The sequence below is a fragment of the Mucilaginibacter gynuensis genome (genome assembly GCF_039541195.1).
Taxonomy (GTDB): domain Bacteria; phylum Bacteroidota; class Bacteroidia; order Sphingobacteriales; family Sphingobacteriaceae; genus Mucilaginibacter; species Mucilaginibacter gynuensis.
In genome coordinates, this window is sequence record NZ_BAABFT010000002.1 from 281,135 (window position 1) to 303,179 (window position 22,045).

Here is a 22,045-nt window from a genome sequence, read left to right on the forward strand (position 1 = left end):
AGCCATGATAAACGCAGCCGACAACTTCTATCTCCAAAAAGACGAACCCATAAAAGGGTGTTTACTGGCCCTGCGAGAGATCGTACTAAAGCAAGACCCGCTTATCACCACCGCCTGGAAGTATGGGATGCCTTTCTTTTGTTATAGGGGCAAAATGTTTTGCTACTTGTGGGTACACAAAAAGCACGGGCAGCCTTATATAGGCATAGTAGAAGGCACGCGTTTGGAACATCCCGAACTCATCATCGAAAAGCGTTCGCGAATGAAGATCATGCTGTTTGATGCGGAGCAGGATCTGCCAATAACCACCATCGAAGCCATATTACAGGAGGCGCTTGATCTTTACAGAAATGGCGTTATCTTTATAAAATAAAGCTTAAACCTGAACACCTGAAGCAATCAAATGAACAGCATAAATATCTTTAAAATAAAAAACAGACCGTATAATTTATTGGCTTTGGTTGCATTAATTCTTTTGGTTTCGAGCTTTTTGCCCTTAAAAGATAGTTTTGATGTGAACCTGCATGATGCCTATTTCATCATTTCAACAACATCATTTTGTTATACATTGGCGGTGGTGCTGCTTTTAATCTGGACTATATACTTCATCGTTAACCAAAGAACATTATCAAATAAACTTACATGGGCGCATACAACAAGCACCCTATTGCCGGTAATAGCATTTTTAATACTATTATGTTTAAAAACAATGCTTCCCGATACTCCGGTAGACCGATCTTTCTCACTTGAAGAAAGTGCGCAATTATTTTCTGTGATGGATCTCATCACTAAAACAGCACTAATCACCCTGATCATTTTTGGGATAGGGCAAGTAATTGGTGTGGTTAATATATTGGGCGGCTTGATCAAATCGTTGCGGGTTAAACAATCCTAATGCCCTCCGGAATACCGGAGTCAATTCGTCATAATATCCTCGCGATTTCCTTCTCCACCGATAATCGCATTACAAAATCACCAATATTTATGTAGATTTGCAGCGCTTTTGGTTCCCGGTACAATTTTCAGTACCCGGATTAAAAGGGAATCCGGTGTAAATCCGGAACTGTCCCGCAGCTGTAAGCTCCATACAACCAAAGTCCATTCTTAAGTCACTGTGTGCTGCCGCGCATGGGAAGACGGACAAGGGGAGCAAGTCAGAATACCTGCCTCAAGCTTTACTATTTCATAGCTTTCGCGGATAGAAGCTGGAATGAGAATACTTTTCGTGTATTTCATTTTTAGGTGTACCAATTCGGTTTGCTGTGGGTAATTAACTCACAACACACAATGGAATTATCAGTACGTAACACGCTGTTGAAGCGCGTTTACTGTAGTTTTGGCTTATATTTCGCCCTTGTTTTTACAATGGGCATGCTATTGTTTTCCCCTTTTGCATCGGCCCAAAACACCTCAGTAACTGATACTATCCGCAGGGACACTACCAAAGGCCGATTGCTCAACCAAGTTGACATCCGCGGTACCAATAAAAATGACCGTAACACATCATCCACACCATTACAAACCCTTAAAGGCAGGCAATTAGAACGCCTGAACAGTTTTTCAGTAGGTGATGCCATACGTTTTTTTACCGGGGTACAGATAAAAGATTACGGCGGCATCAGTGGCTTAAAAACTGTTAACGTGCGTAGTTTGGGCAGCAACCACACGGCAGTATTTTATGATGGCGTACAGGTAGGCAATGCCCAAAACGGACAGGTTGATCTGGGTAAGTTTTCGTTGGAAAATATTGATGAGATCTCCCTTTACAACGGCCAAAACAGCAATCTTTTTCAACCCGCAAAAGGTTTCTCGTCGGCCAGCGCTTTGTACATTCAATCTAAACAGCCGCAATTCAACGCGGGAGAGCACACCAAACTGAAAGCAGGTTTTAAAAGCGGCTCATTCGGGTTGATTAATCCATCTATACTATGGCAGCAAAAGCTGAATAACAACGTAAGCAGCAACATCAGCGCCGAACTCACCAAAGCTGACGGACGCTATAAGTTCAGGGAAACCAACAGCGTATACGATACTACAGCGGTACGAAACAATACCGATGTGTACGCCCTGCGACTGGAAGGCGGCCTCAACGGAAAGATTGCCGACAGTACAACATGGTCGGCAAAAACCTATTATTACCATTCGGCACGTGGTTTACCAGGTCCTATCATCGGCAACAAATTCAACTATACCCAACGCCAGTGGGACGATAACTTTTTTGTACAGGGCAATTATCGCCACGCATTCAGCAAGCATTACAGCCTGCTGCTTAATGCCAAGTACGCGCACGATAACATGCGCTATCTCGATCCGGAAGCGCCGCCCGTGATTAGAGCGGATACAAGCCTTTTGGAGAACAATTTTCAGCAGCAGGAAATATACATTTCTGCCGCCAACCAGTACCGTGTTACCAATAACTGGAAGTTCGTTTTATCTGCCGATTACCAGTGGAACAAGCTCGATGCCGATCTGGATCACTTTGCTTACCCAACCCGAAACACTTTGCTTACCGCCCTTGCTACACAATTACGTCTGGGCAGGGCAAACCTGCAAGCAACCTTGTTGGGTACTTTTATAATCGATAAAGTAAAGCAGTTTGTATCGGCAGGTAACAAGCAGGAATATACCCCAAGCTTTACAGCCACATGGCAACCATTTGAAAACACCGGCCTCCTATTGAGGGCTTTTTACAAAAGCATTTTCCGGATGCCTACCTTTAACGATCTCTATTATACCGTTGTGGGCAACTCGCTGCTAAAGCCCGAACGTGCCAAACAATGTAACATCGGCTTCACCTACAACCTGCCGGTGAGCGGGCGTATTTTAAAAGAAATATCCGTACAAACCGATGCCTATTACAACCGTGTAACCGATAAAATTGTAGCCATTCCCACAGCAAATCTCTTCCGGTGGACGATGTATAATATTGGTGTAGTGAACATTAAAGGTCTGGAGATAAACACCCAAAGCACGTGGCAACTATCGCGCACGGTAGTGTTAAATGCGGGGCTTAATTACACCTATCAGCAGGCACTTGATGTAACCGAGACTGAAACTTATTACGTACCCTATATACCGCTGCATAGCGCCTCGCTGCTGTTGGGTGCCGACTGGCGCAAATGGACTTTCAATTACAGTTATCTGTACACCGGTTCGCGTTACAGCCAAAAAAGTAATGCCGCCAACGGAAACGAAAACTACATGGAACCCTGGTATACCCATGATGTGGCCATAGCTTATAATACCCCGCTGTACAAACACAACCTGAAACTCTCCGCCGAAATAAATAATGTACTTAACCAGGACCGCTACATCGTGCAAAACTTCCCGATGCCGAGGCGTTTCTACCGTTTTAAAATAAGTATTGATCTGTAATGATGATGAAATATAACAACGTATTACTCCGCTATACCTACCTGCTTGCAGTGTTGCTGTCGATAACGCTGATGAGCGCCTGCCGTAAAGAGCATAGCGTTACCCCCGAGCAAGAAACCACCCTGTTTACTCCCGACCCGGCCAACACACTTAAAGGTATGTACCTGCTTAACGAGGGCAACATGAACATGAACAAGGCCTCGTTAGATTATGTTGATTTTACAACCGGGATATACCGCAAAAATATTTATGGCCAGGCTAATCCATCGGTAGTGAAGGGCTTGGGCGATGTGGGTAATGATATAGGCGTTTATGGTTCAAAACTGTACGTGGTAGTCAATGTATCTAATAAACTGGAAATTCTCGATGTAAAGACCTCCAAGAGCATCAAGAAGTTAGATATTATCAATTGCCGCTATGTTACCTTCCATAATGGTAAGGCTTATGTGAGTGCTTATTTAGGCAAGGTTGGCGACCCTAAAGCCCCCAATGGCATAGTGGCCGAAATTGATACCGCTACACTGCAAATAACACGGCAGGTAATCGTTGGCCGCCAACCCGAAGAAATGGCCATTGTGGGCGACAAGCTGTACATCGCCAACTCGGGCGGGTATAGTCCGGCTAAGTATGAAAGTACCGTATCTGTTATCGACCTTAACTCCTTTACCGAAGTAAAACGCATTGAAGTCGCCATTAACCTCGATCGTGTAAAAGCTGACCGTTACGGCGACCTGTATGTAACCTCCCGAGGCGATTATTATAATATCCCATCCAAACTTTTCGTGATAGATACCCATACCGACGCGGTTAAAAAAGTGTTCGACATTGCAGCCAGCAACTTGTGTATCGACGACGATGTAGCTTACCTCTACGCTACCGAATGGAGTTATCCGCTGCAAAAGAACATCATCAGTTACAATATGATCAACGTAAAGGATGAAACCCTGCTCGATAAAAAGTTCATTACCGACGGTACCGAAAAACAGATCGCCATTCCGTATGGCATTATGGTAAACCCGGTAACCAAGGAGGTATTTGTAACCGATGCCAAAGATTACGTTACCCCCGGTACCCTATACTGTTTTGACCCTGCCGGGAAAAAGAAATGGCAGGTAACCACCGGTGATATCCCTGCCCACATGGCCTTTGTTCATTAATCAATCAACATATAAATATGAAATACAATTACTTAGTTAAAAGTTACGCCAAACCTGTTACCGTGTGTGTGCTGCTGGGTTTGTCCCTCCTCGCATCCTGCAAAAAGGACGAAACTACATCACCCGAACCCGAAAAAGAACAGGAAGCCCCGATACGCCCGGTGACCGATAAAAGCAATGCTTACGTTACCTCGCTTATCGAATACAAACCTGCCCCCGGTCAGTTTATCAATACAGGCTTTGCCGATACCACTGCTGCCAAGAGTTTACTAAAAGGCCCGGATGGCTTTGTTACGCTGGGTGCATGGGGTGGTTACATCACACTCGGTTTTGACCATACAGTGCTTGATGTACAGGGTAAGCCCGATTTTATTGTATATGGCAACGCCTTCGAAAAATTTGCCGAGCCCGGTATAATATGGGTAATGCAGGATACCAACGGCAACGGCAAAGCCGACGATACCTGGTACGAGCTTGCAGGCAGCGCCTATTACAAAGATGGGTACGTGCGCGATTATACGGTTACCTACACCCGCCCCGCATCAGATACCGCCAGCGTGCCATGGAAGGATAACAAAGGAAACTCGGGCGTAATTGCTACCAATATGTTTCATACGCAGCCTTATTTCCCGGCATCGGTTAGCGGTAACGAGTATACCTTGAGCGGAAGTTTACTGCCATCAACCAATATTAATGACGATGATCCTTTTTACATCACCAGCGGATCGTTCGATTTTGGCTATGCCGATAATAGCAGCGGCGGCGACAAGGTTGATATAGCCAACGCTATTGATGCCAAAGGCAACAAGGTTAACCTGAAAGGTATCGACTTTGTAAAAATTCAGACCGGGATACTTTACAACATGGGCTGGCTGGGCGAGCAATCAACCGAAGTATCGGGCGTAGCCGACCTAAGCCTGCTGAAATAATCATCATTCACTAAATTTTCAATTCATCAAATAACATTAAATGATCAACATTACTACTTTAAAAAGATCAACCGCTTTAGTTGCCGCCTTCGCGCTGGCGCTGGCTTCATGTACCAAAGACCATAACGATGCCATAAGCATAGTTAAACCAGGACTGAGCGTTAAAAACGGAGCAGACACCATAACCCTTGGCAACCCCTTAACCCTTCGCCCTAAACTGGCCGAAAGAACCGGGGTTACCTATACCTGGGCTGTAGATGGCAAATCTGTAGGTACCGATTCCATATACACCTTTAACCCTGCCGACCGCGGCGATTACAAAGTAAGTTTCACGGCATCAAACACCGCCGGTAAAACATCGGCCGAATACCAGATACACGTTTGGGGTAAGTACGAAAACGGTTTCTTCCTGGTAAATGAAGGTTGGTTTGGCCATGGCACAGGTACGGTTAATTTTTATCGTTACGATACCAAGACTTTGGAAGACAGCGTGTATACCAAAGAAAATCCGGGTAAAACATTAGATCCGAAGACTTCTACGCTTGAAAACGGCACTATATTCAACGGCAAACTGTACCTATCCAGCAAAGTTGGCGGCCCGGTTGTGGTTACCGATGCTTATTCGCTTAAAGAAACCGGCCGCATAGCCAGCGCAGGCGGCAACGACTGGCGCGCGTTTGTCGGTGTTGACAATACCAACGGATTAATCACCAGCGGAAACGGCGTTTATAAAGTAAACCTTTCGCCTTTAACGCTGGGCGCAAAAGTAGCCGGTATCAGCGGAGAAATTGCCGATGTTATTAAGGCAGGCAATTATATCTTCCTGCTATCGCAAACAGAGGGCGTGCTCGTTTTAAATGCCGGCGACTACAGCATTGCTAAAAAGATCCCTAATGTAAGCGTGGCATTTGCCAAAACACCTGACGGTACCGTGTGGTGCGCAGGCGGCAAATCACTCATCAAGATAAACCCTGCAAATTTAGAAACACAAACCATCGCCGTGCCATTTGATGTACATGGTTCTTGGGGTGCATGGCATCCGGGATCTATCACAGCGTCTACAAAAGCCAACGTAGTTTACCTTGCTAAAAATGGCCCATGGAGCGGTGGTACTACCATTTACAAGTATGATGGCAGCGCGTCATCATTAAACAACGCGTTTATAACCTTGCCTGCCGGTAAAGAACTATACGGTGCAGGCCTTGGTTACAACACTCGCTTTAACCACCTCATAGTTACAACAGTACAATCGGGCTATGGCGTAAATTACAGCTTTAACAATGTTTACTTCCACGATGCTACAACCGGCAGCCTAAAGAAAGATCTGGCTTACAGAGGCTACTTCTTCCCGGCTATGCCATTGTCGCAACAATAGTTCAATTATATCGGACACAAATTACAAAAGCCCTTTCTTTACGTTGTAGAGAAAGGGCTTTTGTATGAATCAGGGCGTATCCCTACGGGTCAGGCTATTCGCTCATACTGCGCAGGCATTAGGCGCATTGGCCGGTATCCGCTACTATCCCTTACGCAAAGATTTTAAAATGAAACCATCGACGTAAAATTATAACTGCCGGGTTGTAACGTGTAAATCGCTTTATTCTTTTCAAACCGCACAAACTTCGCTCCTGTTAAACCGGAAACTGTTTTCCCATTCTGTTTTACATTATTTTTGCTGGCAGCAGGCAGGTACAAAGTAGCCGTGGTATTGGCAGGTACGGTTGCATTGTAGGTTAGCAATTTACCGTTCAGTTTCCAGCCGCTTGCTATTTTGCCATAGGGCGAATCATAATAGCCGTTGGCAAATTTCATCTTCCCGGTAGCATCTGGCTCGGGTTGCAGGGTGAATTTTTTAAAGCCCGGTTCGTCACGTTCTATACCCAGCGAATGGGCTATCATCCATTGCCCTACAGCGCCAAAAGAATAATGGTTAAAAGAGTTCATGCTATTGTTGCCGCCAAAACCATTTTCTACGGTATAGCCGTTTAATCGTTCCCATATAGTAGTAGCCCCCTGGTTAACCGCGTAAAGCCACGATGGGTATTGCTCGTTCTGTAGTAGTTTATAAGCCGCTGCAGAGTATCCTTGTTCCGACAGCGCTTTGCTGATCCATGCTGTACCAACAAAGCCTGTCATCAACGAGTATGCAGGCCTTAATACGTTTTGGTCATCCTTGTTTTGGCGTTCAACCGCGGCTAACAGGTTTTTAGCCATAAAAACTTCATTTTCCTTACTAAATACATTTAAGCCCAGGCCGGTAGCATAGGCTGTTTGTGTATCTGAAACCTTATACTCCTGGCCCTGCATGGCCCATGGGTTTCCGCCTACCAGGCCCACTGTTTTCTTATCACTATTGATAAAAGTTTTATTAAAGAAAGCTTTGCGCTCATTATACAACCCACGGAATTTTTCTTCGTCTTCCTTTTTTCCTAAAATACCGGCCACTTTGGCCATAATATCCAAATCATATATTTCATAAGCCGTCACCGGAAAGGCGGTACCTAACTGGTCATTTTGCGGGCCTAACCAGTCGCCCAATACCCTGTCTTTGCTTAGGCCTGTGCTTTTATCTATTGTGCCTTCAACAAAATCCATGTACTTGCGCATAGCATCGTAATGTTCTTTTAACAAGCTTACATCATCATACTGCAAATAGGTTTCCCACGGAACCGTGATTCCTGCACTTCCCCATATCACCCCTCCAAAACCACCGCCAACGGGTGCTATGTCTGTAAACTTACCTTCTGCTGTCTGCACATCGCGCATGGCGAACATGTGCCTGCGAAGAAACTGATCGGCATTAGAAAGGTAAGTGGCCGTGCGTGAAAATACACTTATATCGCCCGACCAACCCATGCGTTCATTGCGTTGAGGGCAATCAGTAGGGATGGTAAGGAAGTTATCGATATTTGACCAGGTAAGGTTTGACCACAAGCGGTTAACCTTTGGATTTGACGTTAGATAATCTGCACTAAGTTTTTGCACCGAGCTGATCACTACTCCCTGAACATCCTTTAGCTGAAGCGGAGCATCTAAACCCGTTACCTCTATATACTGATAACCGTGCGAAGTAAATTTAGGCTGGATAACCTGGTCGCCATCCTTCATGATGTAAATATCCTGGCTTAGGGCGGCGCGATAATTTTCGGTCATGAGCATCCCCACATTCTTACCCGACTCTTTCAGGTTAGGGTACATGATCTCGGCATATCTTAGTATGATCTTTTTACCGGCCTTGCCATTGCTGATGTGTATACGTGGTACGCCAACAAAATTCTGCCCCATATCATACACGTAAATGCCTTTTTTAACTTCCGTAAAATGTTGAGCGGTTAAAACTTTATAAATGGTAGCCGAATTGCCTATCTGGCCAATCAGCTTAAAATGGTCATAGTTTAATCCGTCATCTTTACTGGTAGTGCCCTGTAAGGGAATCTCCTGTACTTTACCCCAATCGCTGTCGTTATAAGCGGCGTTGCTCCAACCTTTAATTGAATTGTCGCGGGTGGCATAGTACACTTCGCCCATGCACAGGCTGCTATACACAATTGGGCTGTTGTTAAAATATTTCCAGTCTTTATCGTTGGTTTTGATCACTTCTCTTGTGCCATCGGCATAAGTAATTACGAGTTTAGCCAGTAACGATTGCCTGTCGCCAAAGTGGTTCCATACATTTCCGTAGCTTAGCATACCGCTCCACCAACCTTCGCCCAACATAGCTCCTAAGGCATTTTTGTCTTTATTAACCATATTGGTTACATCATAAGTTTGATAAAGGTGGGTTTTATTGTACTGCGTTAAACCGGGATTAAAATAGTCGTTACCTACGCGTTTGCCATTCAGGTAAATTTCATAAATGCCACGTGCTGTTACATACAATCGGGCTCCTGCTATTACCTTGCTGCCTGCATCAAAGCGGGTGCGCATCATCGGCATTGCGTTGTGGCTTGGGTCGGCTGTTAGCATCACTCCTTTTTCGCCACCGTTAATATAAAACGCGCCGTCTTTAACCTGCAATAATTTATCTGAAATGGCCTTACTGAAAATTCCGCTGTAAGTGGCATCCTTAAGCTGTTCTTCAAAAAGGGTGTTCTTTGGGCTTCGGTTATTGATAACTTTTATATCTGAGAAGCGGGCGCTTTGACCTGCATCAACAGAGAACCCAATATCGCCCAACATACCATAAGTGATGAGGTCGTGACCCTCGCCTAACGGGTTTAGAACAACCTTGGCATATTCGGGAGGATTGGCATTGCCGGGTGTTTCGGGCAAGAAGAACCAGGTTTCGCCATCTACAGAAAATATTAATGTACCATACTCATTATGAATTACAATGCGGTGCGGCTTGTTTTTATTTTCGTTATTGATGATCCCGGGCTTAACAGGAAAACTTTTAAATACTTTAGTTGGAATATCTGTAGCAGCATAACCACTGCGGTACACATTTATGCGGGCATTTCCATTGTTTTCTATTCCTGAAATATCTAATTCTACCTTAAAATACGATTGATCTTTTTTGTTTTCCAGCTGAAAAACGTTCTTGTTCCTGTCCATTAAACGCGGATCATTAGCCGCTAAAATTAATCCTGCTTTTTTACTGCCCGCGTCTATGGCTAATTGGTATTGAAGCTCAAACTGTGGCAGGTAATGTGCATGGAGTACCAGGTCTTTATCTCCGCCGCCTATCCAGTTTGCTCCTTCCCAGGCAGATATACCGGTATCCATCAAACCTGTTTCAAACCACGATGTGGCGGATGATTCGCCGCCTTCCTCATCCCAAACCTTAACAGTCCAGTAATATCTCGTTGATGCTTTTAAAGGTTCTCCGGCATAAAGAATGCCGAGCGCCTTTCCGCTTTTTACCTTTGAACTGTTCCAAACCAGCTTACCGGTAGCATCCTTAACAATCAATTGATATGCCGACTGTGTATTTGCTGCTGCTGAACTTTTAGAAAACTGCATTTGCCAGCTAAACCTCGGCGTTTCAACATCAATACCAATTGGCGTGTTGGTATACTCCACTTTTAAGTTATTGATCTTATCAACCGCATACAGGTTGATATGTAAAAATAACAGGCAGCTTAGCGCCAGGCTAAAAACTATCGTCTTCGAAACGCGGGAATTTTTTGTCATTTCAGGTAAATATTGGTGCTGGAAATGTACTAAAAGCCTGCTGTTTAACTTTCCCTTACTTGCCCCTAATTGATAAAAATCTGATCGAAATAATCCTACAGCTCAATCGATACTGCTTTTTACAAAACGAAATAATGCACAGAAATACGTCATTTCCGCAACAAGCTTAACCAATAATCGCGCAATAATTTAATCTCTGATCTGCTATAAAAACACATAAAAAAAGCACCTGTCAATTAAGACAAGTGCTTGCATGTATACTACAAATAATATTATTTCAATATCGCTTTTATATCTGCTATAATCTTCTCTGCTAATTCATTAGCGGTGGCTTCCGATTCGCTTTCCGAATAAATGCGGATGATAGGTTCAGTATTCGATCTCCGCAAATGTACCCATTCTTTGTCAAATTCTATTTTCAATCCGTCAATTGTGGTATGCGGCTGACTTTTGTATTTCTCTTCTACTTTCAATAGCAACGCGTCGATATCCATCTCCGGCGTCAGCGTGATCTTGTTTTTCGAGATGAAGTAGTTTGGATATGAACTCCTCAATACCGATACCGGTTTGTTGTATTTTGCCAAATGGGTCAAAAATAGCGCGATACCTGCCAGCGCGTCCCTGCCGTAATGAAGTTCCGGGTAGATTACTCCCCCATTACCTTCACCGCCGATTACCGCGTTGGTTTCCTTCATCTTGTTCACCACATTTACTTCGCCTACTGCTGCTGCATGGTAAGTTCCGCCTGCTTTTTCGGTGACATCTCTTAGCGCTCTTGTGGAGGACAGGTTGGATACCGTATTGCCTTTAGTATGCTGCAGTATATAATCTGCTACGGCTACTAATGTATATTCTTCGCCGAACATGCTGCCGTCTTCGCATACGAAGCACAGCCTGTCCACATCCGGGTCTACCGCTATGCCCAGGTTTGCTTGTTTTTTTGTTACTTCCTGCGATAGCGCGATCAGGTTTTCCGGCAATGGTTCCGGATTGTGAGGAAACTCGCCATCCGGCTCGCAATACAGTTCGTGTACTGTATTTACGCCCAATGCTTTCAGTAGTGCCGGTACAAAGATGCCGCCTGTAGAATTCACGCAGTCGATCACTATTTTAAAGTTGGCTTTCGCTACTGCTGCTTTGTCTACCAGTGGCAGGGCCAATATCTGGTCGATATGTTTTTGAAGGTAAGTATCGTCGTTAGTTACTTTACCCAGGTTGTTTACATCGGCATAGGTAAAATCGCTGTTCTCGGCTATTTCCAGTACTTCCTTACCATCAGCATCGTTAATGAACTCGCCTTTTTCGTTCAGCAGTTTCAGCGCGTTCCATTGTTTGGGGTTATGGCTGGCGGTTAATATAATGCCGCCTGCCGCTTTTTCCAGCGGAACGGCTATTTCTACCGTTGGTGTAGTGGATAAGCCCAGGTCTACCACATCTATACCTAAACCTTGCAATGTGCCGATCACCAGGTTATTTACCATAGTGCCCGAAATGCGGGCATCCCTGCCCAGTACTATTTTCTTTATTCCTGTTCTTTTTACTACCCAGCTGCCATACGCTGATGTGAATTTTACGATGTCTATGGGTGTAAGGCCGTCTCCTGCCGGACCGCCTATTGTACCACGGATGCCTGATATTGATTTGATTAACGTCATTTGTTCTGCTTAAATTTTAGTCAAACTTCCATTTTACAAAGGCCTCAATGGCTTCGTATTCCGCAAGTCCCAGTTCATTGTACAATCGTGCGGTTTCGCGGGTCCGGTCTTCTGCCCTTACCCAAAACTCACGCGCGTCATCCCCCGGAAAAACCGGAATATCCTTTTGCGATTGGTGTTTGAAGATAGCCAAACGTTTACGCTCTACCTCTTGCGGCGAAAGAGGCACGGCCATTTCTATCTCGTGGATCTCGAACTCGTGCCATGCGCCACGGTACAGCCACAGCCAGCAATCCTTAGTCCACGCTTCAGTTTTACGCAAACGAGTAAGTGCTTCCAGTATGATCTCAAAGCATATTTTATGCGTACCATGCGGATCCGCGAAATCGCCGGCGGCAAATATCTGGTGTGGTTTCACCTTTTGCAGCAGCGCCATGGTTTGCTGTATATCGGCCTCGTACGAGTAATTCTTTTCTACCTTGCTGCCATCGTAAAAAGGCAGGTCCATAAAGTGGATATTTTCGTCTCTTAAACCTGATAAACGTGCTCCGGCCACGGCCTCCCCTTTCCTGATCAGCCCCTTTATGGTTTTCAACTCTTTGGTATCCGACTGGTTAGGTTGCTTGCTTTTCACAAACGCGGTGGTCGACGCGTATAGATCAGTCAGGTAGGTAACATCCTGACCTGTTGATTTGGCAAAATCTATAGAAAACTCAATATAGCGCAGGGCATCATCATCCCAAACGGCGGTATTACCTGATGTTTGGTAGGCCACATGCACATCGTGACCTTGGTCGGCCAGGCGAATGAAGGTACCGCCCATTGAAATTACATCATCATCAGGATGCGGTGAAAACACGATAGAACTTTTCACCTGCGGCAAGGCACGCTCGGGGCGCTGACTGTCATCGGCATTAAATTTACCACCCGGCCAACCTGTAATGGTATGCTGTATATTATTAAAAATGCGGATATTGATATTATACACCGGCCCAAACTCGGTTGCCAGTTGCGACATGCCGTTGGTATTGTAATCGTTTTCAGTAAGTTTAAGTATGGGTTTTTGCAGCGTTTTGGCTAACCATATTACCGCCTTTTTAATTAATATATCTGTCCACTGGCAATCTTTTACCAGCCACGGCAGGTTAAAACGGGTTAGCTCAACAGCGGCATCCTCGTCAATAACAAACTCCGTATTGGCCGACATTTGCAGATAGGTAGCAGGAACATCTGTTGATATACCACCTTCAACCGCCTTTTTTATAATGGACGCCTTCTTCTCGTTCCAGGCCATCAGTATAATTTCGCGGGCCTTAAAAATGGTGCCGATACCCATGGTGATGGCTTTTTTAGGCACATTATCCTTTCCGCCAAAATCTTTAGAAGCATCCCTGCGGGTAAGGTCGTTAAGGGTAACCAGGCGCGTGCCCGAATTGGGCGCCGAACCCGGCTCGTTAAAACCGATATGGCCTGTACGGCCTATACCCAGTATCTGCAAATCGATACCGCCATAACTGTTTATCTTTTGCTCGTAGGCCAAACAAAAATCGGCTATGTCCTCCTGCGCCAATGTGCCATCGGGTATGTTTACGTTGGCCATATCTATGTCCACATGGTCAAACAGGTTTTGCTTCATAAAGCGAACATAGCTTTGTTCGGCATCGGGCTGTATGGGGTAATACTCATCTAGATTGAAGGTAACCACATTGCTGAAGCTCAAACCTTCCTCTTTATGCAAACGGATCAGCTCTTTGTACACCTTTATAGGCGATACACCCGTTGCGAGGCCTAAAACGGTCGTTTGGTTGTTTTGCTGTTTGTCTTTTATCAGCTTAGCTACCCTGTGTGCAATTGCAATACTTGCCTCGCTATCATCAGGGTATATTTTTACCGGGACCTTCTCGTAGCGGGTTTCTTCTAACAAGTTTAGTTTTAGCATTTTATCAGATGTTTTGGTTTGGTGCCGCGCCTGCTTACATTTTAAACAGCGCACAGCAGTAACACTACCGTGCGGAACCCTGCATGTTGCAGGGCCGCCGGTTATTATAATATAGTATCAGGGTTAATTATTTGCCGGCGCTTAAAAAGCGCCGGTTGTCAGTTAAAATGATCTTGCTTAAAATCCGCTATCGTCAAGCGCGAAAGTGTTTTTACGCTCTTTCCATTTACCCGCAGTAAAATCAGGGAATTGCTGCGGCGTGTTGCCATCGGCAATTGATTTTTCTGATAACGGGGTAATCACGCTCATGGTTAACGAATCGTAAATATCTATAGGGGTTTGCTTGCGTTGCTTAACCGATTGTACAAAGGCGTTAAACACAAACCAGTCCATACCGCCATGGCCTGCACCTTCGGCTTCACTCTGGAATTTTTTCCAAAGCGGATGGTCGTATTTTTCAGTCCACACATCGGCTTTATCCCACTGATCGTAGTTCTTTGATTTATCCTCAATGTAGATAGCGTCGGCTACATCCATCCATAAACCCTCGGTACCCTGCACCCTGAAACCTATTGAATATGGGCGTGGCAAGTGGGTATCATGTGTTAAAGTTACAGTTTCGCCATTGGCGCAATTGAGCATGGTGGTTACAATATCGCCGTTTTTGAATTTGATATTGGCATTTTTATTACCCGGCGATACCTTTTTGATGTAGGCATTTAAACCCGGAGATTTTGAAGCGAACGATACCAGGTTGGTGAAGCGGTTACCGCGGTTAATGTCAACATAGTTCATAATAGGGCCAATACCGTGGGTTGGGTAGATATCGCCGTTCCTGTCAATGTTGAATTGGGTACGCCATTGTGCTTCACCCATGGTATTCGGCCCAAACTCGGCACCTTTGCCGTTAAAGCTTTTGCCATCGTTAAAGAAAATACCGCGCAGATCATGCTGGTAACCGGCCTCTAAATGCACCAGTTCGCCAAAAAGGTTTTGCCTTACCATGTTCAGCACCGCCATAACATCACGACGGTAACAAACATTCTCCAATGTCATGTATGGTACTTTGGTTTCCTGGTATACTTTTAAAATATCCCAGTGATCCTGCACGGTAATACCGGCAATTACCTCGCAACCTACATATTTGCCCGCGCGCATGGCATCAATAGCCTGTGCTTTGTGAAACTGCCACGGTGTAGCGATAATCACGGCATCAATATCTTTCCTGTCCAGCAGTTTTTTGTAGGCATCCAGTCCGCCGGTGTATTCGGCAGGCAGCTTTTTGTTGGCCTTTACAAACTGTTCGCGGCAATATTTAAGCGAGCTTTCCTGTATATCACAGATAGCTACAATTTCAACATCCGACCGTAATAAACCTTCACCAATGTGGTTACGCCCACGTAAACCAACACCAATGTATCCTAAACGTACTTTATCGGCATCCCTTGCAAATAATGTTCCTGAAGGCAATATTGTTAACCCCGCTAATCCAACCACGCTGTTTTTAACAAAATCTCTGCGATCCATAAAATTCAATTTTAATTTGTTTGTTTATTGTGATTTATAATGATTTGTTTAATGATTGTTTACCCACTTTATGCCCGCTAATGGCGTAATAACCTATCATAAGGTAAATGGGTATTAATATGATATAGGCATGGTGCAGGCTGAATTTATCTGCCAGAAAACCATAAGCTACCGGCAATACCGCGCCGCCCGCAATACCCATAATTAATAATGATGAACCTATTTTGGTATACTTGCCCAACCCCGATAACGCCATTGGCCACAAGGCCGGCCATACCAGCGAATTAGCCAGCCCCAGCAAAGCGATCATCGCTACCGATACAAAACCGGTGGTAACCAATGCCAGTACAGAAAGGATGAGCCCAAGCAAAGCGCAAAGCTTCATGGCGTTTTCCTGGCTGATGAACTTAGGGATACAGGTAATACCTATGAAGTAGCCCATCAGCATACATACCAGCGTACCCGTTGTAAAATATTTAGCCGCGCTTAGCGCTATGCCTTGCGATGCACCATAGTTAATAATGGTATCACCGGCTATAACCTCGGCCCCTACGTACAAGAACAAGGTAAGTACGCCCAATAATAAATGCGGGTATTGAAATACACTTGTTTTGCCTGCTCCTGTTTCGGTAACGCTGTCTTCTTTATCGGTATCAACTTCCGGCAATGCCGAATAGTAAATAAGCGCCGCAAGTATGAGCAACACTACCACGATAACTATGTACGGGACTATTACTCTCGAAGCAAGTTCATTAAGCTCGTTCAGTTTTGTGGCAAGATCCATCTGGGTAAGGCGGGCTTTTAAGCCGTCGGCATCTTTAAGGGTGATGGCTCCTAATATGATTGGCGCTATAGCCCCTGCTATTTTGTTGCTGATCCCCATAATGCTGATCCGTTTCGCAGCGCTTTCGGGTGGCCCTAATATGGTGATGTACGGATTTGAAGCCGTTTGCAATAACGCTAAACCCGAGCCCTGTACAAATAAGCCTAATAAAAACAAAGTGTAAGTACGCGTGAGCGCGGCCGGGATAAATATTAAAGCACCGATAGCCATAACCCCCAGCCCTAACGACATACCTTTTTTAAACCCGGTAGAATTTAGTATCCACGATGATGGAATAGCCATTACGAAGTAGGAAATGTAGAACGAAAAGGCTACCAAATAAGCTTCGGTATTATTTAACTCGCAGGCCAGCTTCAGGTACGGAATGAGTACCGAATTTAACCAGGTAATGAACCCAAAAATAAAGAACAGGATACCGATGAGCACAATAGGGCTCAGTTTTGATGTAGGATTTGAAGTGGTGGTTACTGACATTTAATGCTGATGATTAATAAGTGGAAATGGCTGTAGTTTTCGGATTGAATTTGATCTCTTTAAAAAATCCGCTTAAATGAAAATTGGGTTGCGTGGCCTCAATATTGTTCCAGCACAGGTAATGCGGCACCGGCAAATCGTCGCCGCATTTGTATACGTTAACCCTTGCTTTGGTTTGTGATAACTGCAAACCGGGATGAAAACAAAATACCGATTTAGGGATACACAAAGTAAGCTGCCAATCTACCAGCCCTGAAAAAGCATTTGTTTTAAGTTGCGCCTGATGATTGATACTTTTTAATATCGCCCCCGAAATAAATACCCTATCCGTTTTGCCTTCGCCATACTGGGCAAGGCAATTGCCAGCGCAGTTAAACTCCAGGTTGTAGTAGCGCGTATCGTTATCAAAAGCGATGAAAAACTCCACACAGCTATCCTTGTAAACAGGGTCGTTCAGTTTATTGTATTTGGCGCTGATGCTTTGCTCGGTAACGTAGTATTTTAAAAATAGATAGTCGTCATTATAAGCTAAAGAGAACGATGCCTGTACTGCCGCCTCATCTGCCGCCCATGGCGAATTGATTATCTGCTGCGCGGGGTACTGATCCAGCGAAGCCGATACATGGTCGATAAGCCTGTAAGCCTGTACGTTATCCGTATTTAAATGAGGTATCGTCATTGTTCAGGCTTGTTTTTGCTGATAAACTGCCATTTCGTTATTGATGATCGTTTGCAAAGCGTCGGCATTTTCGTGCAGTAACTTATGCAATTGCAGCTGGGCCCTGGTACGCTGCAAATTATGACCATCAAATTTCACCTTAAAGTAATGATCTCCGCTGATATAATCGGTTAAAAAGCGCACCGCCTGCATATAAGGCAACAATAAGGCGCCCATCACCAGCGAATCAACCTCGCTGCCGGTTAGAAACTGCCCTGCCTCTTTTAAATAGCCTTTGGTATAAGCCTCAAACAAGGGCATGTTTAGTTTTATCTTATCCAAGTCGGCCTCATCTTCGGCAGCTGTATTGATGATAGTACGTATGGCATCACCAAAATCATAGGCGATGTAACCATCCATCACCGTATCCAGGTCGATAACGCATTGTGCCTGATCGTTCTTGTCTAACAGTACGTTATTAAACTTGGTATCGTTATGGGTTACCCTTTTTGGTAAAGCCAGTTGCTGCTGCGGTTGCTGAAAGTACAGCATTTGCTGCGCGTGGGTAGAAATGTATTCCAGTTCGGGCAATACCTTTTTCATCCTGTCTAAAGGGTCACTACCGGCGGCCTCATTTAATGCAGCAAGGCGTTTTTGAATATTATGAAAATCCGGAATCACATCGAACAATAATCCCGACGGAAGATCAGACAGCATTTTCTGGAACTTACCAAACGCCTCGCCACCCTGAAATGCCTGCGTGGTATTTTCCACCACATCATAACTGCGGGTATCCTTTAAAAACAGGCACAAACGCCAATAATCGCCGGTTGAATCCCGGTAATAATACTTACCGTCAATGGCAGGTATCAGGGTCATCACCTCCTTATCCGGATCGCCCGCGCCTTGTGTTTTCACCTTGTTTTTGAGGTGCGCTATCACCCTGCACATATTTTGGGTTAGTTGGTCAACATCCTTAAAAATATGGTGATTGATGCGCTGTAATAAATAATCTTCCCCCGAAGCTGTACTGTTTTTAAGAAAATAAGTATCGTTGATATGCCCCGAGCCAAATGCCCTTAACGATTCAACATCAACCTCACAGTTAAAATTTGATACAACCTCCACTATGTTAGCTACGCTTTGCACAATATATATCTTTATATTATCTAATTTTTTAACAACTCAAATACCGGCAACCTGTCGGCCGCTACTTCTATTTCAATTTTAGCCGGGCCTTTTACCTTCTTCCCCAAATCATTTTGCCAGGTACCTTTAGGCAGAAATACTGTTTTAGTATTACCGGTAGCTACCATTGGCGCTACGAGGTATTTACTGCCCAGCATAAACTGCCCCTGTGCATTGGCAAAACCCTGGTTAGGAAATTCATACTCCATACTGCGGGCAATAGGTTCGCCGCTTGCGGCAGATGCCTTTACCAATTGCATAATGTAAGGTGTATACTTTGCCCTTATCTCCACCGCTTTTTTAACCGCCGCCAGGCTTGGTTTTGATAATACCCGCCATGGCGCTACTGAAAATTGCATCATAGGCATTAGTGCCGAGCATTGCGCCGACCGTACCACCAATTGCTCATCCAGTTTATCTTTACCTATGAACGAGCCGTACTCGCCGCCGCCAATCATATCGGGACAGGTGAACTGGTAACCCAGCAGCCCCGCGGTGGTAAGGTGAGGTATCAGCTTTTGCAGATCTTCCCAGTTATGTTTTTTATCGCGCAGGCGCTGTACCAATGGCTGGCCGCCCATTTTCCACATGGCACGGTACTCGTTGAGCGGATAAAATAAGCCCAATTCTGCCCATAGCCTGCTGTGTTCATTAGGCGTCGCCTTTTTGTAGGATAATGCCGTAGCCGGATAAAAATCGGCATCGCCTGCATCAAACTTAAAACCATCGAGGTGATAGGTATTCACCATGTGATCTAACCGGCCACGGAACCATGTAATAGCTTCCGGATTGGTAAAATCCATTACCGAGCTGTAACCATTCCACCATGATATGATGGCTGGCTTATCGGCCTTTGCCCAGGTTTTGGTGGTATCGCCGCCGTTATCAAACAACAATAGTTTTTTATCAAGCAGTTCCCTGAAAACTTCGGTATCAGGCGATACAAACGGACTAACCCATAACATCACCTTAAAACCCAAACTATGCAGGGTATCAACCATAGCCGTTGCATTGCTGAACCTATCGGCACGGAAATCGAAACGGCCATAGTAATCTGCCCAGTTATCATCTATCATAATTACTCCCGGCGGAAAACCATTATCAATAATGGCATGGGCGTAATTCAAAATGTCCTTTTGGTTCTGGTTATACACCAGCTCAATCCAGGTGTTGTATTGCGGCTTGCTGAATAAAAAGGTATCGGGCAGTTTATTTTTCGAGGGGAAGAAACGTTTCGCGGCGTTCTTGAATGCCTCTCGCAGGTTTTTACCCGCCGAGTCAATTACCAAAGCGCCTTTCACATCACTGATCACCAGGCTGTTCTTTTGAAACGTAAACTTGAAAGGCTCTTCGCTCCAAATAAAACGGCCTTTGGTTGATACCAGTAAGGGCGCTGCCTGGTTGCCGCGGGTATCGCCATACATATTCAGGCTGTAGCCATCGGCAAACGGCATCAGGTGGGCGTCGTTTACCGCGCCGCCAAACCATTTTTCACCATTCTTAATAGCTATAGTTGTTTGCGCGTAAAGCTGTACAGTTGTACATAACATCAGCGCGAAAAACAAAGCTATTTTAAATACTTTTATCATTTACAGCAGTATTATCAGTTAACTTTTATGGTGTGGTTCAGCTTGTTGTAACCTGTTGTAGCCTCCCAAACATTGTTGTTAGCTAAACGGATACTATACTCCGGACGGGTAGCTATGCTGGCATATTCGTCGGGCAGGTTAAGCAGCATTTCATAATCGCCTGCCGGGAAATCAGATGGTATACTGATGCTTTCCTCTACCTTTTGCGTACCCGAATACCATTTTCTTACATCAGTTGCCAGGGTTAGCGACTGTACTTCGCCGGTTTTAGTGTTACGCAATACCAGTTTAGCTGTACGTTTATTATACGGCGATGCATAACCCACATTTTTAAGGTTGATGGTGATGTTTAATGATGTACCACGAACTACATTATCGGGCAGTACAGCACTCTCCAATACAAAACGATAACCTAAATTCTTTTTAATGTTATCCATACAACCGCCTGTTTGCCAGTCGTTATTTACCTCGGTATTGTAATGGGCGTTAATGTAGCTGTAGTGCATAGAAGCAAATTCTTCCTGCGCATGGCCGCCCGGTTCGCAATCATTAGCCGGACTGTAAGCATCTGAACAGGTTTCGCCGCCTACTACCACGTATTTACTATCGGCCTTAACATACTCGCGCAGGGCATTTACAACCGAACCATCAGCACTGCGGCCGGTTGAGCTGTTGCCCAAATCTTCGTAAGTACCAAAATCATTTGAGCTGGCCAAAAAGCAATCGTTATGGAAACCTATACGCGCAGCATCACTCCCCGAAAAGCCTTCGCCATCGGTTAACGCGGCCGAGCTTACCTGCGAATTGATACCGTAAACATAACGCTGTTTAAACTGCGGCGTGCGCACTTGCACCATCCTGTCGGCTGGTACGGCATCAAGCATGGCTTTCAGCACGGCAATCCTGTCCTGCCAGTTATTGTCAAGTAGTTTACCTTGTGAGGCATTGTTAGAGGGATCGCCAAAGTAATCGCTGTAATAATTTTCGCCCCAAGTACCTATAAAGCCCAACTGCACACAGGCAATTACATCCGCATTTTCATGCAGTATAGGTTTCAACTGCGCTATGTGGCTTAATATGATCGCCTTTGAAGCATCGCCATAAGGCGCGCATATAAAACCTTCTGGGCAACTGCCTGCATTCGCGGTAGCCGTGTACACAAAACGCGGTACCAGTTTTACACCGGCAGTGCGGGCAGCCACCATATCTTTTTGTATGTTGCTTAAAAAGCTGGCGCCTATCACCGCGTTGGTCAAATTATCCAATATATAATAACGGAACACCAATGTACTATATACCTGGTAATTAGCCGTAGGTATAGCTTGCAGGGTGCGGTAACTTTTCAGTTCATCGGCATTTAGCAACTGGTAGTTACTGGCGTAAGTTTCCGAATAGCGGTAAAAGCCACGTTCCGGGTTCGGAAAGTCTTCGGTGCTTTCGGTATAGCTAACGTTTACCTTCTCTACCTTTACCAGGTTGTCGGCCTTATCTTTACAGGACATAAAGTTTGTTGCCAGCATTACTGCCGATAACAGGTATACAGATGTAAATTTTATATTCATGTTGTTAATAGCTAA

General features: G+C 44.9%; 15 protein-coding genes and 1 riboswitch. Of the genes, 6 read left to right on the forward strand and 9 right to left on the reverse strand.

Going from position 1 to position 22,045, the window contains the following annotated elements; genetic code table 11:
- Positions 1-4: 4 nt before the first annotated feature.
- The 6 genes from ABD894_RS04480 (at position 5) to ABD894_RS04505 (ending at position 6,836) form a co-directional block, all read left to right on the forward strand.
- On the forward strand, positions 5-373 hold the full coding sequence (locus ABD894_RS04480; RefSeq protein WP_345209792.1) for a DUF1801 domain-containing protein: 369 nt from the start codon (positions 5-7) through the stop codon (positions 371-373).
- 30 nt (positions 374-403) lie between these two features.
- The gene (locus ABD894_RS04485) at positions 404-895 is read left to right on the forward strand and encodes a hypothetical protein (protein WP_345209793.1); all 492 of its coding nucleotides are present in this window, start codon (positions 404-406) and stop codon (positions 893-895) included.
- 92 nt (positions 896-987) lie between these two features.
- A riboswitch (cobalamin riboswitch) is annotated at positions 988-1,185 on the forward strand.
- Positions 1,186-1,287: 102 nt separating this feature from the next.
- Positions 1,288-3,375 carry a TonB-dependent receptor plug domain-containing protein gene (locus ABD894_RS04490; protein WP_345209794.1) on the forward strand — a complete coding sequence of 696 codons (2,088 nt, stop codon included), beginning with the start codon at positions 1,288-1,290 and terminating at the stop codon, positions 3,373-3,375.
- Complete coding sequence (locus ABD894_RS04495; protein ID WP_345209795.1) at positions 3,375-4,532, forward strand: YncE family protein; 1,158 nt, start codon at positions 3,375-3,377, stop codon at positions 4,530-4,532. Before ABD894_RS04490 ends, ABD894_RS04495 begins: the two co-directional genes overlap by 1 nt.
- Before the next feature lie 17 nt (positions 4,533-4,549).
- The gene (locus ABD894_RS04500) at positions 4,550-5,461 is read left to right on the forward strand and encodes a cell surface protein (protein ID WP_345209796.1); all 912 of its coding nucleotides are present in this window, start codon (positions 4,550-4,552) and stop codon (positions 5,459-5,461) included.
- 40 nt (positions 5,462-5,501) lie between these two features.
- The gene (locus ABD894_RS04505; RefSeq protein WP_345209797.1) at positions 5,502-6,836 is read left to right on the forward strand and encodes a DUF5074 domain-containing protein; all 1,335 of its coding nucleotides are present in this window, start codon (positions 5,502-5,504) and stop codon (positions 6,834-6,836) included.
- Between the two features lie 164 nt (positions 6,837-7,000).
- Here ABD894_RS04505 and ABD894_RS04510 read toward each other — a convergent pair whose 3' ends face one another.
- The 9 genes from ABD894_RS04510 to ABD894_RS04550 form a co-directional block, all read right to left on the reverse strand.
- Entirely contained in the window at positions 7,001-10,594 is a 3,594-nt protein-coding gene (locus ABD894_RS04510) for a family 78 glycoside hydrolase catalytic domain (RefSeq protein ID WP_345209798.1), read from the reverse strand.
- A gap of 272 nt (positions 10,595-10,866) precedes the next feature.
- Complete coding sequence (gene glmM, locus ABD894_RS04515) at positions 10,867-12,249, reverse strand: phosphoglucosamine mutase (protein WP_345209799.1); 1,383 nt, start codon at positions 12,247-12,249, stop codon at positions 10,867-10,869.
- 16 nt (positions 12,250-12,265) lie between these two features.
- Positions 12,266-14,242: a glucosamine-6-phosphate deaminase gene (gene nagB / locus ABD894_RS04520; protein ID WP_345209800.1), complete on the reverse strand. Its 1,977-nt coding sequence runs from the start codon at positions 14,240-14,242 to the stop codon at positions 12,266-12,268.
- Positions 14,243-14,365: 123 nt separating this feature from the next.
- Positions 14,366-15,715: a Gfo/Idh/MocA family protein gene (locus tag ABD894_RS04525; RefSeq protein ID WP_345209801.1), complete on the reverse strand. Its 1,350-nt coding sequence runs from the start codon at positions 15,713-15,715 to the stop codon at positions 14,366-14,368.
- Between the two features lie 34 nt (positions 15,716-15,749).
- The gene (locus ABD894_RS04530) at positions 15,750-17,033 is read right to left on the reverse strand and encodes a sugar MFS transporter (RefSeq protein WP_345209802.1); all 1,284 of its coding nucleotides are present in this window, start codon (positions 17,031-17,033) and stop codon (positions 15,750-15,752) included.
- A gap of 13 nt (positions 17,034-17,046) precedes the next feature.
- Entirely contained in the window at positions 17,047-17,712 is a 666-nt protein-coding gene (locus tag ABD894_RS04535) for a carbohydrate-binding family 9-like protein (RefSeq protein WP_345209803.1), read from the reverse strand.
- Between the two features lie 3 nt (positions 17,713-17,715).
- The gene (locus tag ABD894_RS04540; RefSeq protein ID WP_345209804.1) at positions 17,716-18,840 is read right to left on the reverse strand and encodes a phosphotransferase enzyme family protein; all 1,125 of its coding nucleotides are present in this window, start codon (positions 18,838-18,840) and stop codon (positions 17,716-17,718) included.
- Positions 18,841-18,860: 20 nt separating this feature from the next.
- On the reverse strand, positions 18,861-20,468 hold the full coding sequence (locus ABD894_RS04545; protein ID WP_345209805.1) for a glycoside hydrolase family 31 protein: 1,608 nt from the start codon (positions 20,466-20,468) through the stop codon (positions 18,861-18,863).
- A 14-nt stretch (positions 20,469-20,482) separates the two neighbouring features.
- Positions 20,483-22,030 carry a DUF4832 domain-containing protein gene (locus ABD894_RS04550; protein ID WP_345209806.1) on the reverse strand — a complete coding sequence of 516 codons (1,548 nt, stop codon included), beginning with the start codon at positions 22,028-22,030 and terminating at the stop codon, positions 20,483-20,485.
- Positions 22,031-22,045 lie beyond the last annotated feature (15 nt).